The 15,262-nt window shown below is 61.9% G+C and carries 12 protein-coding genes; 6 read left to right on the forward strand and 6 right to left on the reverse strand.

Annotated features, from left to right (window positions below; translation table 11 throughout):
* Nucleotides 1-10: 10 nt before the first annotated feature.
* Nucleotides 11-241: an MbtH family protein gene (locus ACEL92_RS15715; RefSeq protein ID WP_374021662.1), complete on the reverse strand. Its 231-nt coding sequence runs from the start codon at nucleotides 239-241 to the stop codon at nucleotides 11-13.
* 960 nt (nucleotides 242-1,201) lie between these two features.
* On the opposite strand from ACEL92_RS15715, the gene ACEL92_RS15720 reads away from it, so the two are divergent.
* The 6 genes from ACEL92_RS15720 (at nucleotide 1,202) to ACEL92_RS15745 (ending at nucleotide 10,066) form a co-directional block, all read left to right on the forward strand.
* On the forward strand, nucleotides 1,202-1,621 hold the full coding sequence (locus tag ACEL92_RS15720; protein ID WP_374026234.1) for an MmpS family protein: 420 nt from the start codon (nucleotides 1,202-1,204) through the stop codon (nucleotides 1,619-1,621).
* Nucleotides 1,618-4,509: an RND family transporter gene (locus tag ACEL92_RS15725; protein WP_374021663.1), complete on the forward strand. Its 2,892-nt coding sequence runs from the start codon at nucleotides 1,618-1,620 to the stop codon at nucleotides 4,507-4,509. The genes ACEL92_RS15720 and ACEL92_RS15725 overlap by 4 nt, the downstream gene beginning before the upstream one ends.
* A 38-nt stretch (nucleotides 4,510-4,547) precedes the next feature.
* Nucleotides 4,548-7,460, forward strand: a complete 2,913-nt coding sequence (locus ACEL92_RS15730; protein ID WP_374026235.1) for an RND family transporter — start codon at nucleotides 4,548-4,550, stop codon at nucleotides 7,458-7,460.
* A 130-nt stretch (nucleotides 7,461-7,590) separates the two neighbouring features.
* Nucleotides 7,591-8,538 (forward strand): ATP-binding cassette domain-containing protein, encoded by a 948-nt coding sequence (locus tag ACEL92_RS15735; protein ID WP_374021664.1) that lies wholly within the window; start codon nucleotides 7,591-7,593, stop codon nucleotides 8,536-8,538.
* The gene (locus ACEL92_RS15740; protein WP_374021665.1) at nucleotides 8,535-9,278 is read left to right on the forward strand and encodes an ABC transporter permease; all 744 of its coding nucleotides are present in this window, start codon (nucleotides 8,535-8,537) and stop codon (nucleotides 9,276-9,278) included. The genes ACEL92_RS15735 and ACEL92_RS15740 overlap by 4 nt, the downstream gene beginning before the upstream one ends.
* Complete coding sequence (locus ACEL92_RS15745; RefSeq protein ID WP_374021666.1) at nucleotides 9,275-10,066, forward strand: ABC transporter permease; 792 nt, start codon at nucleotides 9,275-9,277, stop codon at nucleotides 10,064-10,066. The genes ACEL92_RS15740 and ACEL92_RS15745 overlap by 4 nt, the downstream gene beginning before the upstream one ends.
* Nucleotides 10,067-10,178: 112 nt before the next feature.
* Here ACEL92_RS15745 and ACEL92_RS15750 read toward each other — a convergent pair whose 3' ends face one another.
* The 5 genes from ACEL92_RS15750 to gmd all read right to left on the reverse strand — a co-directional run bounded on the left by ACEL92_RS15750 (nucleotide 10,179) and on the right by gmd (nucleotide 15,258).
* Nucleotides 10,179-11,366: an acyltransferase family protein gene (locus ACEL92_RS15750; protein ID WP_374021667.1), complete on the reverse strand. Its 1,188-nt coding sequence runs from the start codon at nucleotides 11,364-11,366 to the stop codon at nucleotides 10,179-10,181.
* A gap of 42 nt (nucleotides 11,367-11,408) precedes the next feature.
* Nucleotides 11,409-12,221, reverse strand: coding sequence for a glycosyltransferase family 2 protein (locus tag ACEL92_RS15755; RefSeq protein ID WP_374021668.1), 813 nt, complete (start codon nucleotides 12,219-12,221; stop codon nucleotides 11,409-11,411).
* 125 nt (nucleotides 12,222-12,346) lie between these two features.
* Nucleotides 12,347-13,069, reverse strand: a complete 723-nt coding sequence (locus tag ACEL92_RS15760) for an FkbM family methyltransferase (protein WP_374021669.1) — start codon at nucleotides 13,067-13,069, stop codon at nucleotides 12,347-12,349.
* Nucleotides 13,070-13,265: 196 nt separating this feature from the next.
* The gene (locus ACEL92_RS15765; RefSeq protein ID WP_374021670.1) at nucleotides 13,266-14,228 is read right to left on the reverse strand and encodes a GDP-L-fucose synthase family protein; all 963 of its coding nucleotides are present in this window, start codon (nucleotides 14,226-14,228) and stop codon (nucleotides 13,266-13,268) included.
* A gap of 7 nt (nucleotides 14,229-14,235) precedes the next feature.
* Nucleotides 14,236-15,258: a GDP-mannose 4,6-dehydratase gene (gene gmd / locus ACEL92_RS15770; RefSeq protein WP_374021671.1), complete on the reverse strand. Its 1,023-nt coding sequence runs from the start codon at nucleotides 15,256-15,258 to the stop codon at nucleotides 14,236-14,238.
* Nucleotides 15,259-15,262: the final 4 nt, after the last annotated feature.

Here is a 15,262-nt window from a genome sequence, read left to right on the forward strand (position 1 = left end):
CCCCGACTCGTTACTGGTCAGAACCCCGGCCCGTTGCGAGCCTGTCGCGCAAGCTCTTTGGCCGAATGTCGGGCCAGTTCTGTTCGATGTACTCCAAGCATGCAGCGCGATCGGCCTCCCCGTGGACCACTCGCCAGCCAGCTGGAACGTCGGCGAAGGCCGGCCAGAGGCTGTGCTGCTCCTCGTCGTTCACCAAGACGAAAAAACTGCCGTTGTCGTCGTCGAACGGATTGATGCTCACAGTTCTCCAAAGCTGCTAGTTGACATGAGTGGAACGGTTCCAAACCATACTGGAGCCACTAGCGCGCGTCCGAGGTTTGGACAAAGTTCCGGGGTGACCCGTCAGGCTCTTAACGTGCCCTAAAGATTGGGCTGGTACAGGGCTGCGCAGCGGCCGCCGTTGGCTGCTGTGACCTGCACGAACCGCTCACCGGTGTGGCTCGCGATCGGGCAAGGTCGGCCTTCAGGGACGATGGAATTTTGGGGGCTTGCCGTCGCCAAGGATACCGGCGCTCGAGCCGCCGCAAAAATCACCACGAGGCGAGCCCCTTCCGGTGGATGACGGGGCCACGAAATCGGCCATAAAGCGAAACGACGGGCGGCGAAACGCATTGCCTATGGGCATCGGCCGTCGTTAGCTGGCTGGGGCCGCCGAGGGTGAGTGGACCTTGGCCGGCGGGCGGCCCGCGGAGGCCTCGTTCCGAACCGACCTGGGGACAGGCGCCGGCCCGCTGAACCAGCCGGGCGAGGATCGAAAAGTGCGCTTACGCACGCGGTATGCATTACGATCCCGTATCTCCTTTTCGAACGGCTGATGCGGAGACCGATGGCGTGGTTTACTCGTGAAGACTTGGTCGCGCTCCCCGGGGGGCGGGGCTCGAACCAGGTGCCCAAGCACGACTAGTCTGTGATGTACACCGCATTCGAAGTGCCCTCACCTGGTGGCGCGACCGACCTGTAACGACTTGTTAAGGCCGGCGGACATACAAGAGACGTAAAACGTGTAGAAGGGGGTGCGGTGGTCGAACCCGATGTGCGGGCCCGGCCCGATATCGCCGTCACGGAAGGCCGCGAAATCAGCCAGCCGCCCAGTCGCCGACGCAGGTTCCTGCCTTTTGGTCGCCGCTCTTCAGCCGGCGTTGAAGGAAAAGGCGCGCCTCGAGAAAACCGCAGGAAGCGGCGAGCCGGGCTGTTCAGCTTCTTGAAGCACGGGTGGATCCCGCTGGTCATAATCGCCGTCGTCGCCGCCGGCGGATTGACCGTTTCTCGGTTGCACGGCATATTCGGCTCCGAGAAACGCCCGTCCTACGCCGACACCAGACAACAAGACACCAAGCCGTTTAACCCCAAGCATGTTAAGTACGAGGTTTTCGGACCGCCTGGGACGATGGCCGACATCAGTTACTTCGATGCAAACGGCGAGCCGAATCACATCAACGGCATCCCCCTTCCTTGGACGTTCGACATCGCGACCACCCTCCCGTCAATCGTGGGAAACGTTGTCGCACAAGGCAATAGCGATACTCTGGGGTGCCGCATCGTGGTGGATGGTGTGGTCAAAGCCGAGAGGATCTCACACGAGTTGAACGCGTTCACCTACTGCGTGTTGACAGCCACATGAGCAATCAAGATCTGGCTACGGAGCGGGCCTCGCAACCATTCTTCGCGCGGATGATCCACCGATTCTCCGTGCCGATCATCTTGGGTTGGTTGGGAATCGCCGTGCTCATCAGCATCGGCGTTCCGTCGCTGGAGCAGGTCGAGAAAGAGCATGCGGTATCGCTGAGCCCAATAGGCGCACCCTCATTCAAAGCGATGGAGCGCCTCGGTCAGGACTTCAAGGAGACCAACTCCGGCGCCTTGGCAATGATCCTGCTGGAAAGCCAGCAGCCACTCGGCGACGACGCGCACCACTACTACGACCGTTTGGTTCGCCTCCTCGAGGACGACCACAAGCATGTGCAGCACGTCCAGAACTTCTGGGGCGATCCCCTGACCCGGGGCGCGGCGCAGAGCCAAGACGGCAAGGCCGCCTACGTGCAGGTCAATCTCAATGGAACCCAGGGTGGTAGTCAGGGCGACGAATCCGTAGCGGCGGTCCGCAAGATCGTGCAACGGGCTGACCCCCCGCAGGGTCTCAAGGTTTATGTCACCGGCCCTGCGCCGATCGTCGCGGATATGAATATCGCCGGCCAAAAGACGGTGATGTTGGTCACCGTGGCGAGCCTCGCCGTCATTTTTATCACCCTGCTGCTGGTCTACCGATCAGTCGTCACGGTGATTCTGTTGTTACTCATCGTCGGGCTGGAATTGCAGATCGCCCGCGGAATGGTCGCATTGCTCGGCCATTTGGGGATCGTCGGACTCACCACTTTCGCCGTCAACCTACTGGTGGCCGCGGTAATCGCAACGGGAACCGACTACGGGATATTTTTCGTCGGCCGGTACCAGGAAGCCCGGTCGGTGGGCGAGAGCCGGGAGATGGCTTTCTATACGACCTTCGGCAGCGTCGCCAAGGTCGTGTTGGCGTCGGGTCTGACCATTGCCGGGGCGGTGCTATGCCTCAGCTTCACCCGACTCCCGTACTTCCAGCCACTGGGCATCCCCTGCGCCGTCGGCATCGCCATAGCGGTGCTCGTCGCGCTGACGCTGGGGCCGGCGCTGCTTGCCGCCGGCGGTCGCTTCGGTCTGTTCGAAGCCAAACGGCCTATCTCGACGCATCGATGGCGGCGGTACGGCACGGCGATCGTCCGGTGGCCGGCGCCGATCCTGATCGCATCGTTGGCGATCGCGCTCATCGGGTTGTTGACCCTGCCGAATTACAGACCCAGCTATGACGACCAGAAATTCATACCGACGAACATTCCCGCCAATGTGGGCTATGCGGCCGCCGAACGGCACTTCCCCGGCTCGCGAATGATGATGCCGGAAATTCTGCTGGTCGAGACGGATCATGATTTGCGGAACCCCACGGACATGTTGGTGATCAACAAACTGGCGAAAGGTGTTCTCGCGGTCCCGGGGATTTCCACCGTGCAGACCGTCACCCGGCCGGAAGGGGTCCCGCTTCAGCACACGACCATTCCGTGGATCATGAGCATGTCACAGGCGAGCCAGCTGCAGAACATGGCATTCCAGAAAGACCGCATGGATGACATGCTCAAGCAGGCCGAAGAGATGGGCAGGATGATCGCCATCATGGAGCACATGGTGGGCCTGATGCGTGATCTGGTGAACACCACCCATCAAATGGTCGGCACGACGCACGAAATGCAGGACATCACTTCCGAATTACGCGACCACATCTCGGATTTCGAGGATTTCTGGCGCCCCATCCGCAGCTACTTCTATTGGGAACGGCACTGCTACGACATCCCGATCTGCTTCTCGCTGAGGTCCATTTTCGACGCTCTCGACGGTGTCGACGAAGTCAACGACAAGTTGAAGGAGTTGGTCGGCAACCTCGATCAGCTGGACGTCGTCCTGCCGCAGATGGTCATGGAGATCCCTCCGATGATCGAGATCATGAAGGGCATGCGCAGCATGATGCTGACCATGCACAGCACCATGTCCGGCGTGATGGGTCAGATGGACTCGAGCGTCAAAGACCCGAGCGCCATGGGGCAGGCTTTCGACGCTTCCCGAAACGACGACTCGTTCTATCTGCCGCCGGGAATCATCGATGGCTCGGATGCCTTCAAGCGGGTCGAGAAGGTGTTCATGTCGCCGGACGGTAAGGATTTCCGGCTCCTCATTTCGCAGCGGGGCGACCCGGCGACGCCCGAGGGTCTTTCTCGGGTGGAAGCCATCAAGACGGCGGCCGAAGAGTCGTTGAAGGGCACACCCCTGGAAAACGCCAAGATCTATCTCACCGGCACCGCCGCGATCACCAAAGATCTGGTGGATGGCTCCAAGTTCGACCTGCTGATCGCCGGGGTGTCTGCGCTGTGCCTCATTTTCATCATCATGCTGATCATGACGCGCAGTTTCATTGCCGCCATGGTGATCGTGGGAACGGTCTTGCTCTCGTTGGGTGCGTCCTTCGGACTGTCCATCCTGGTCTGGCAGGACTTGCTGCACGCGCCGCTGCACTGGACGGTGCTGTCCACCTCGGTAATCGTCCTCTTGGCGGTGGGGTCTGACTACAACCTGTTGTTGGTGTCCCGCATGAAAGAGGAATTGGGCGCCGGTATCAACACCGGGATCATCCGGGCGATGGGCGGTACCGGCAAGGTCGTCACCAATGCCGGCCTGGTCTTTGCGTTCACCATGGCATCGATGGTGGTCAGCGACCTGCGCAGCATCGGCCAAGTCGGCACGACCATCGGCATGGGCCTGCTGTTCGACACGCTGGTCGTCCGCGCCTTCATGACGCCCTCGGTCGCCGCGCTGCTGGGACGCTGGTTCTGGTGGCCGCAGCGCGTCCGGCCTCGCCCGGCGAGCGCGCTGCTGCGGCCCACGGGGCCGCGCCCGTTGGTGCGTTCCCTGTTGCTGAAAGATGCGCGATAAGTGAAGGGTCTTCCACTTCTGGTCGGGGAAGGGGACGCATGAGTAGCCCACGCCCGCAGGGCTTCTCGGCTTCGCGGACGATTCGCAGGCTCGCGCTGGTCATCATCCTGGCGTGGGTTGGGTTCACGCTGCTGGTCTCGTTCGGTGTTCCGTGGCTGGAGACGGTAGGGCGGGAGCACTCCGTCCCGATGGCCCCCCAGGATGCGCCGGCGGTGCAGGCCATGCAGCGGATGGGCAGGGATTTCAAGGAATCCGACTCGGACAGTTTCGCGATGCTCGTGCTGGAAGGCCAACAGCCACTCGGCGACGATGCGCACGCGTACTACGACCGACTGATCCGGGAATTGCGGGCGGATACCAAGCACGTCGAGCACGTCCAGGACCTGTGGGGCGATCGGCTCACCGCGGCGGGCGCACAAAGCCCGGACGGCAAGGCCGTCTATGTCCAGATCAATCTCGCCGGTAACCAGGGCACCACCCTGGGCCAGGATTCCATTGCTTCCGTCCGCCATATCATCGCGCGGACACCCCCGCCGCCGGGGCTGCACGCCTATGTCACCGGGCCCGCGGCGCTCGTCTCGGATATGCAACACGCCGGTGACAGCTCCATCCTGAAGATGACCCTGATCGGCGCGGTGATCATCTTCACGGTGTTGATGTTCGTCTACCGCTCTGTCTTCACCGTGATCTGTCTGCTCGTCACGGTCGGGATCGAAGTGTTTGCGGCACGGGGGGTTATCGCGTTCCTCGGCGACAACGGCGTCGTCGCGCTCTCCACGTTCGCCATCAACCTGCTGGTGGCGCTGGCCATGGCGGCCGGCACCGACTACGGCATCTTCTTCTTCGGCCGGTATCAGGAGGCGCGCCAGGCGGGCGAGGACCGAGAAACGGCGTTTTACACCACCTACCGCGGCGTAGCGCCCGTCGTCCTGGGTTCCGGTCTGACGATCTCCGGGGCGATGCTGTGCTTGAGCTTCACCAGGATGCCCATCTTCCAGACCATCGGCGTGCCGTGTGCCGTGGGCATGCTGGTTTCGGTCCTGATCGCCCTGACTTTGGTTCCCGCGGTGATCACCGTTGGCAGCGGATTGGGGCTATTCGACCCCAAGCATTACATCGGCTTCGGCCGGTGGCGCCGGGTCGGGACAGCGATCGTCCGCTGGCCGGTGCCGATCCTGGTCGCCACCATCGCGATCGCCCTGGTGGGCCTGGTGACCCTGCCTGGCTATAAGACCAGTTACAACGACCGGGCGTATATCCCGAAGGACATCCCCGCGAATGTCGGTTATGCCGCGGCCGATCGCCACTTCTCGCAAGCCCGAATGATGCCGGAAATCTTGATGATCGAAGCCGATCACGACATGCGCAACCCTGCGGATTTCCTCGTGTTGCACCGGCTGGCGAAGGGCATCTTTCAGGTTCGCGGAATTTCACGCGTGCAAGGCATCACCCGGCCCGAGGGCACGCCGATCCAGCACACCTCGATCCCCTTCCTGCTCAGCATGCAGCAGGCGATCATTCACCAAGACGTGAAATACATGCAGGCCCGGATGGACGACCTGGTGGTCCAAGCGGACATGTTGGCCGAGCAGATCAAGCACATGAAGCGGATGTACGAAATCCAAAAGCAGATGACCGCTCTGACCCATGACTCAATTGCCAAGACGCACGAGATGTTTGCGGTCGTTAGTGACCTTCGCGACGACCTGTCGAATTTCGAGGATTTCTTCCGGCCCATCAGGAGCTATTTCTACTGGGAACGGCATTGCTACGACATCCCCATCTGCTTCTCGCTCCGCAGCATCTTCGACACGCTCGACGGTGTCGACACGCTGAGCGACAAGATGAAAGAGCTCCTCGTCCATCTCGACCACATGGACGCGATCATGCCGCAACTGCTCGAGCAGTTTCCCCCGATGATCGCGATGTCCGAGGACATGCGTCAGATGATGTTGACGAATCACAGCACCATGTCCGGGATCATCGGCCAGATGGACAGCAACGATAAGGATGCCGTTGCCATGGGCGAGGCGTTCGACGCCTCAAAAAACGACGACTCCTTCTATCTGCCCCAGGACATTTTCGAAAACCCTGATTTCAAGAAGGCGATGAGCCAGTTCCTGTCTCCGGACGGAAAAGCGGCTCGGTTCATCATCTCTCACCTCGGCGATCCCGCGACGCCCGAAGGGGTGGCGCGGATCGACAAGATCAGGACGGCGGCGGAAGAAGCGCTCAAGAACACGCCGCTGGAGAATTCCAAGATCTTCATCGCAGGCACGGCGTCGACGTACAAGGACTTCCGCGACGGGTCCACCTATGACCTCTTCATCGCCGGCGTCGGTGCGCTCTGCCTGATTTTCATCATCATGCTCATCCTGACGCGAAGCTTCGTGGCGGCGCTCGTCATCGTGGGCACCGTGGCCCTTTCCTTGGGCGCCTCGTTCGGGCTTTCGGTACTGATCTGGCAGTACATCTTTGGCATCAAACTGCACTGGATGGTGCTGCCGATGTCCGTGATCGTCCTGTTGGCGGTCGGTTCCGACTACAACCTGCTGCTGGTGTCCCGGATGAAAGAGGAACTGGCCGGCGGCATCAAGACGGGCATCATCCGCGCCATGGGTGGGACCGGCAAAGTCGTGACCAACGCCGGTCTGGTGTTCGCCTTCACCATGGCCTCGATGGTGGTCAGCGACCTGCGGATCATCGGCCAGGTCGGTACCACGATCGGCCTTGGTCTGTTGTTCGACACCTTGATCGTGCGTTCCTTCATGACGCCCACGATTGCCACGATCCTCGGACGGTGGTTCTGGTGGCCGCAAGTGGTTCGCCCCCGGCCGGCCAGCCTGCTGCTTCGCTCCGAGGGGCCGCGTCCGCTGGTACGTTCCCTCCTGCTGCACCGAGAGTTCGGCGAGGATGCACCGACGGCCGAATTGCCAAGGACTACCGTCTAGATAGCACTTCACTCGACCATGCCGCTGCGGCGGCCATGCGTTATTCGCTGTGTTGCCGAACGATTTCATGGAGGAGCATGTACGACCAATATGGCCAACGTGATGACGGCCCCATGAAATACTTTCTACCGTGAGCCAACTGGCAATCGAGGTTGTCGACCTAGCAAAGACTTTCGGCCGCGACACCCATGCCCTGCGCGGCGTGAACTTCTCCGTTCCGGCCGGCACGGTCTGTGGTTTGCTCGGCCATAATGGCGCCGGAAAGACAACCACCATCAATATTCTTTCGACGCTCATTCGCCCCAGTTCGGGCCGTGCCACCGTTGCCGGATACGACATCGTCCGCCAGCCGGCGCAGGTGCGGGCCAGCATCTCGACGACGGGGCAGAAGAGCGCGATGGACACACTACTTACCGGCAGAGAGAATCTGATCCTGTTCGGCAGGTTGCGCGGGCTGGGCCGCAAGCAGGCGAAGGCTCGTGCCGACGAACTCATCGAACAGTTCGACCTGAGCGCGGTCGCCGATCGCCTGATATCCACCTACTCGGGAGGCATGTGGCGGCGCACTGACGTCGCGTGTGCCCTGATGGTGCGGCCGGAAGTCCTTTTTCTCGATGAACCGACCACCGGGCTCGATCCCCGGAGCCGGCGAGACGTGTGGTCCTTCGTGAGCTCGTTGGCCGGGCAAGGAGTGACCGTGCTACTGACCACGCAGTACCTGGAAGAAGCGGACCAGTTGAGCGACTCCATTGTCGTGATCGACCACGGGGAGGTGATCGCCAGCGGCACCGCCGAGGATCTGAAGCGCCGGGTGGGCGCGAGCTATTGCCAGGTGAGCCCGGCTGATCCCGCCGACCTGCCCCGGGTCGCGTCGACGTTGGCCGGGTTCGAAGGGTTAGACGTCGACAGCGACACCAACTCGGTATCGGTGTTCGCCCCCGACGGGGTGGCGACGTTGGCCGATGTGTTCCGACGGGTCGACGCGCTGGGCGTCGAACTCGCCGACATCTCGTTGCGCAAGCCCTCTCTGGATGAGGCTTTCCTCCACCTCACCGAGCGGACCGTGGCGCGGCCATGAGCGGCCTCGCTGCCCTTACCGAACGTTCGCTGATGTCCTCAGCACGCGATGGAGGCCTGATCTTCGAACTAGTGTCGCCGGTCGTGTATTTGGCCGGCTTCACCGTGGCGCTGCACGGCCTCGTCGACACGGGCCGCGTGAGCTACGCGCAGTACTTGCTGCCCGCCGTGGTCGTCCAGTCGATGATCTTTGTCGCCCTGATGACGGCTGACCGCGCCGCCCGTGACCACTTGTCGGGGTTCGGCGAGCGGTTGCGGACGCTGCCGATCGCCGCGGCAACGCCCGTTAGCGCCCGCGTGGCAGCCACCCTGACGCGCGGCGTCCTCGCCCTCTCGGTGTCGATGGTGGCCGGCTACGCGTTCGGATTCCGGATGACCGGCGGAATCAGCTCCGCAGTCGCCTTCATGCTCATCGCTTTGCTGCTTTGTTTGGCCGTCGCATTGGGCGCCGATGCACTGGGCTCGCGCTCGAAGAGCCTGCAGGGCGCGAGCTATCTGCTCTTCGTCCCCCAGCTGCTGTTGTTCATGCTGTCCACCGGAATTGCCCCCGAGAAGGCGTTTCCCGGTTATTTGCGGCCTTATGTACGCAATCAACCGGTGTCTCAGGTCGCCGAAACGCTCCGCGGGCTGGGCGCCGGCCACCTATCGGCCAGCAACTTGGCGGCGAGCCTCGCGTGGTGTGTCGGCATGATCGTGGTCTTCGGAGGCATCGCGCTACGAATGCAACGGCGAGCCGGATGACGTCGGGAACCGGAGTGCAGGGTTCGCTTCTGGCCCAAAGCTGGGTGCAGGCCGGTCGGCTTCTCACCAGATGGCGGCGAGACCGAGCCGTGCTGATGGGCTCGCTGCTGTTGCCCATCGGGCTTCTGCTGCTTTATCAAGCGGTGCTGGGCGACCAGGTGCGTCGGATTACCGGCGTCGAGAGCATTTACGGGCTGGTCCCGACCTGTGCGGTGCTGTCCGCGCTGTTCGGCGGCTTAGCCAATTCCGTTGGAATTACGGATGACCGGCAGACGGGTTTGATCAGCAGGATGTGGATGCTGCCGGTACACCGCTCCAGCGCGCTCACCGGGCGGCTCACGGCGGAGGCCACGCGCGTCCTCATCGGCACGCTCCTCATCACCGCGCTCGGAGTCACCATGGGGCTGCGCTTTACGCACGGGTGGCTTTCGGCGTTGTTGTATGTACTGATTCCGTCGATCGTGGTTGTCGAATTCGCAACGCTGGCAATGGCGCTCATCATCCGCACCAACGGTCGCGCGATGACGACCTGGTTGGCGGGCGGCACCGTCGCGCTCGCCTTTCTCAACCCGGGCACCACCCCGGTCGGGCAGTATCCGAGTTGGCTTCAGACGTTCGTCCGCGTACAGCCCATCTCCCCTCCCATCGAGGCGATGAGATCACTGGCACACGGCGGACCGATCCTGTGGCCCGTCGCCATGACCTTGATGTGGGCGGTCGCATTCCTCGCCGTCTTCTTTCCCCTAGCGGTCCGCGGGTACCGGGTCGCCGCGGAGACCAACGCGTAAGACCTTGCCGCCCTTGGTTGTCCGAGACGAAGGGCAGGCGGGTGGCACGGCCTGCATTGAAAGGCCGCGGAACTCCCGCCTCCGCCTCCGCGCGCAGGTATCGCCAGCGCAACTACACGGCCGGTTCCGGACTCGCCGAGGGCGGTTCCGGAGCGTCCTCGTCGGTCGAAAGGTTGTCTGGGCGCGTACCGGTCTCGCCGCGAGCTGAATAGCGGCTCGGGTCTGACTCGACTTCGCCAAGCTCGTCTGAAGCCTGCTCGCGTCGCGTGGCGCGCCCCCTCAGGCGGCGCTTCAGGGACAACGCGGGTTTCTCGATCAGGAACCAGCTCAACGCGGCGGTCGGCGCAGTGACTGCAATAGATATGAAGCAGAACAAGATCGAATTGAGGCGAACAAGTCCCGCGAGCACCAGCAACTGCTGGATCGCGAACGCGTAAATGTACACGCCGTAGGACAGGTCGGTGGGAAACCTCAAGCGCCTGTTCTTGATCAGGGAACCCGAAACGATGATGGCGTAGGCCATGGGAAGGGCGGCGATCAGCCGATAGTTGGGCAGTACAGCCGATGACGCGAGGACGACGAGGCCGCATACCGCGACGAGCGACCACTTGGCTGGAATTGCGTTCCTCAGCTGATGGAGAAGGGCCCCGGCCAAGAACATGAGGGCGAATCGCGCTGCGTTGGCGGCGATCGCGTGCACACCACCCCACGGCGGCAGCACCACCGACCAGGCCAGCGCCAGCGCCAACGCCAACGGGATGGCCCATTTTCGGCGAAGCAGCCCGGCGACGCCGAACACCGCGACGCCGATGTAGCACAGCACCTCCCAACCCAAAGTCCACAGGGAACCGTTCCACATTCCCGAAACCGGGATACCGCGAGGTGTGCCGCCGATATCGAATTGGAACATCCACACTGCGCTGTTCTTCAGGACGTATTCGATCGGCGCTCGGGACAGCAGCAGCTTTGCCGCCGAACCACCTTGAAGTGCCACGCCGATCGGGGCGATGACGAAGGCGGTGACGGCGAGGCACACCCACAACCCCGGCAGGATCCGCAGGGATCGAGCGATGAAGTATTGACCGAGCTGCGGATTTCGAAGCCAGCTCGAGACGATGAGGTAACCGGAAATTGCAAAGAAACCGTCCACACATCCAAGGCCGAGAATCTGGACGAAAGGCGCGAACGGCATGCGCCCCGTAAGGGGGAAGGAATGCCACAGGATCACACCGGTCGCCAACGCAAAGCGCCACGCGTTGAGGGCATTCTTGCGTGGGTCAAACACTTCCCCGAGCGTCATACGCCCAATGTCCCCCTCACGATAAGCAAGGGCTGTCTTGATTCACTCACCCGCGACTCCAGATGTTTGCCGTGCGTTGGCTGCCGCCCGGTACCTGATCATGCGCGAACGGACCGCCAGTTTCCGGTTTTCCTTATTCTTCAAGAAAGCCAGCATTCTGCTGCAGGTCTCCCAGGCCGCCACCCAGAAGTACATGGGGAGCCGTTTCCTGAATTCCCTGTCGACTCCCTCCCGCATGCTGAGGCCCGTCATATCGTTGTAGCGCGCGACGACGATATCCATGTAGTGGGCGACTAACGCCGGATTGGAGAAGCACCGGATATTGAAGTCCCAGTCGGCCCACACCGGGTAGCGCAGGTTGTACGGGCCGATCCCCGCGAAGAGCTCACGGCGGTAAAAGATCGATTGATGGCACAGATTCGTTTCGAACAGCAGTCGGTCGAGGTCGAAGGCGCCGGCGTGCCGAGTCTCGGTTGAACGCATGATGACGTCGCCGTACACGAGATCACTGCGTTCATGGTCGCGAATGAAGGCTGCCACGTGGGCCAGGGTCTCCGGCTCGTAAAGAGTGTCGTCGGCCCCCAGGAACAGTAGCCACTCTCCCGTGGCGATTCCGACACCGCGGTTCATGGCATCGTAGGGGCCGCCGTCGGGGCCACTGTGAACGACTAGACGTGCGCCGAGTTCGGTACCGAAGCCCCGCGCGATGTCGAGGGTTTCGTCCTTCGACCCGCCGTCGACGATAACGACTTCGAATTCGTCGTAGGTCTGGTGGACGATACTTCCCAGGCAGGCCTGGATTGTCGCCGCTGCATTGAAGGTGGGCACGATGATCGAGAACAGTGGCGCGGTCATGGCCCCTGTCACGTTAGCAGCGGACTGCCTAGTGTTCGCATCCTTCCGAACAATCGCCGCTCACCGCGTCGCCCCCTGGGTCACGCCTGGTCGTTTCGTCACGCAGCGACGGTTGCACGACGCGGTCAATCGTCGCCACGGAAGAAAATGCCGTCGGCCTGCAGCATCCGCCCATTGCGCGGATCGGTGAATCCCGGCAGCAAGCCCGTGAGCACGAAGCCCATCGAATACACCCGTTCCAGTGATTCATGAATGAGCATGTCGCCCTGATACAAGGGCAGGAAGGATAACTCGAGTTGCATGCCGACGCAGCGGTCGTTCACCGTTTCTTTTGCGCCCGCCAGCACCTCCTTCTCGAAACCCTGGACGTCGATCTTCAGAAACATCACGTCGCCGGGTTTCAAAAACTCCGGGGCCAGGGAGTCGAGCCTATGGATGGGAACTTCTTCTGTGCCGACGTAATTCGCAGGCGGAAAGGCATCCTGATGACTTTTGAGCATGGGCAAGACGGAACTGCTTGCGCCGGCATTCCCCGCGACGTTGATCGCAATTGTCTGTTCGGCGTCACCCAACGCGCATTGTCGACAATCCCACAATGGATCGTTGGCGGTCTTGCGTTGCAATTGAGAAAAGGGTCCCGACAGGGGTTCAAACGAGACAATACGGCCCTTGTATCCGGCGCGTCGCAATGACGTACCGAATTGCCCCGAGTTGGCGCCGACGTCGATAACGACATTTACCTTCAGCGCTTCGAGTTGATTGATTAGCAGGCGTTTGCGATCGAAGTGACGCAGCGTCTCCATACTGACGTTGCGAGCGATCAAGCGAACATTGCGAAAGAATTCCACCGCGCCACATTAGCACGCGAATATGCGCCGAGGAGACGCTTGGCCATGCTGATTCTGCGATGCGATGCCGCATGCTCGGCTTTCCGCCCACTCGACGGACGGAGCACCACCGCGGCAACGGTCGACGCCCGTCGGCGACGGCATGTGCCGGTCGCACGCAGGCGGACCGAACGGTCAAGGCTGGAATGTCACGCGTTCACTGCCTCACCGCATCCGCGTTCGTGCGGTACCAGGACACCGTTGCCTCAATACCGCTCTGCAGGGTGATGCTGGGCAGCCATCCCATGTCCCGCAAGAGCGAGACGTCGAGCAACTTGCGCGGAGTCCCATCCGGTTTCGTTGCGTCCCAACGGGTTTCGCCCGTATAACCCACCGCCGCGGCGACCATCTCGGCTATCTCGTTGATGGAGTGGTCGATGCCGGTACCCACGTTGACGTGGCTGGGACCATCAAAGTGTTCCAAGAGGTAGAGACATGCGCTCACCAGATCGTCAACGTGCAGGAGTTCACGCCGCGGTGTCCCTGTCCCCCAGTTGCTCACCTCGGGCGCGCCACTGGCTTTGGCCTCTTCATACCTGCGGATGAGCGCGGGAAGCAGATGGGACCCCGAGGGAGAGAAGTTGTCACCCGGCCCATAAAGGTTTGTTGGCATCGCCGAAATCCATGCCAGCCCGTATTGGCGTCTGACCGCCTGGACCTGAAGAATTCCGGCAATCTTGGCGATTGCGTACGCGTCATTGGTGGGTTCCAGAGGGCCGGTCAACAACGCATTTTCCGGAATAGGTTGCGGAGCGTACTTCGGGTATATGCACGATGACCCGAGAAATAGCAGCCGAGGCACCCGAGCGGCGACGGCGGCATCGAGCATATTGACCTGAATCTGCAGGTTTTCGGATAGAAAATCGGCCGGGTAGGTGTTATTGGCCATGATGCCGCCGACCCGGGCCGCGGCATCGACAATGACCTGCGGCCTCGACTCCAGAACGAAGTCAAAAGTCGCGGCGCGATCCGTAAGGTCAAGTTCGGAGTGTGACCGGGTCAGAAGGTTCGTGAATCCCTCGGCTTGAAACCTTCGCATCAAGGCGGACCCGACCAGTCCGCGGTGACCGGCGATGTATACAGGCGATGCGCGGTCGAGCATCCCGATCGGTGTGTTCATCGCCCCGTCAGCTCCAGCCAGGCAGGGTTGGCTTGTCGATCCACGGCCTGCCGTCGCACTCCAACGCGGCCATATCGGCATCGACCATGATCCGTGCCAGTTCGCCGGTGTGCACCGAGGCCTTCCACCCGAGTGACTGCGCGGCCTTGGTGGCGTCGCCTATCAGCGAATCCACTTCAGTGGGCCGCAGATAGCGGTCGTCGAACTTCACATACTTTTGCCAGTCGAGTCCGGCATGATCGAATGCGGTCTGCGCGAACTCACGCACGGTAAAGCCGCGTCCCGTCGCCAGAACGAAGTCCTCGGGCTCGGGCGCCTGCAGCATCCGCCACATCCCTTCGACGTATTCGGGCGCGTATCCCCAACCGCGCACCGCGTCGAGATTGCCGAGGTAGAGGTCGGACTGGACGCCGGCCTTGATACGCGCAACCGCCCTAGTTATCTTTCGAGTCACGAAAGTTTCACCGCGCCTGGGTGATTCGTGATTGAACAAGATGCCGTTCACCGCGAATAAGCCGTACGCCTCTCGATAGTTGCGCGTCGCCCAATAGGAGTAAACCTTCGCCGCGCCATACGGAGACCGCGGATAGAAGGGCGTTTCCTCGCTTTGCGGTGGCGGCGACGCGCCGAACATCTCCGACGAAGACGCTTGGTAAAACCGGCAATTCACGCGCGAGAGGCGGACGGCTTCGAGCAGCCGGATCGACCCCATGCCCGTCGTGTCGCCGGTGTGCACCGGCTCGTCGAAGCTGACGCGCACATGTGACTGCGCCGCAAGGTTATACACCTCATCGGGGTCAATGGTGCTGAGCAAGGTGACCAGGCGGGTGCCGTCCGTCAGGTCGCCGTAATGCAGGAACAGCCGTGCGTCCGGTTGGTGTGGATCTACGTATAGGTGATCGATCCGCGAAGTGTTGAAGGTCGAGGCGCGGCGGATGAGGCCATGGACCTCGTATCCTTTGCTCAGCAAAAGTTCGGTGAGATAAGACCCGTCCTGTCCGGTGATTCCGGTTATGACTGCCCGCTTCACCGGA

It is taken from the genome of Mycobacterium hainanense, assembly GCF_041890355.1.
Taxonomy (GTDB): domain Bacteria; phylum Actinomycetota; class Actinomycetes; order Mycobacteriales; family Mycobacteriaceae; genus Mycobacterium; species Mycobacterium hainanense.

Bases quoted from the DNA above. Each gene is read 5' to 3' on its own strand.
- ACEL92_RS15740 (WP_374021665.1), top strand. From the start codon at position 8,535: ATGAGCGGCCTCGCTGCCCTTACCGAACGTTCGCTGATGTCCTCAGCA.
- ACEL92_RS15765 (WP_374021670.1), bottom strand. From the start codon at position 14,228: ATGAACACACCGATCGGGATGCTCGACCGCGCATCGCCTGTATACATC.
- ACEL92_RS15730 (WP_374026235.1), top strand. From the start codon at position 4,548: ATGAGTAGCCCACGCCCGCAGGGCTTCTCGGCTTCGCGGACGATTCGC.
- ACEL92_RS15725 (WP_374021663.1), top strand. From the start codon at position 1,618: ATGAGCAATCAAGATCTGGCTACGGAGCGGGCCTCGCAACCATTCTTC.
- ACEL92_RS15755 (WP_374021668.1), bottom strand. From the start codon at position 12,221: ATGACCGCGCCACTGTTCTCGATCATCGTGCCCACCTTCAATGCAGCG.
- ACEL92_RS15745 (WP_374021666.1), top strand. From the start codon at position 9,275: ATGACGTCGGGAACCGGAGTGCAGGGTTCGCTTCTGGCCCAAAGCTGG.
- ACEL92_RS15750 (WP_374021667.1), bottom strand. From the start codon at position 11,366: ATGACGCTCGGGGAAGTGTTTGACCCACGCAAGAATGCCCTCAACGCG.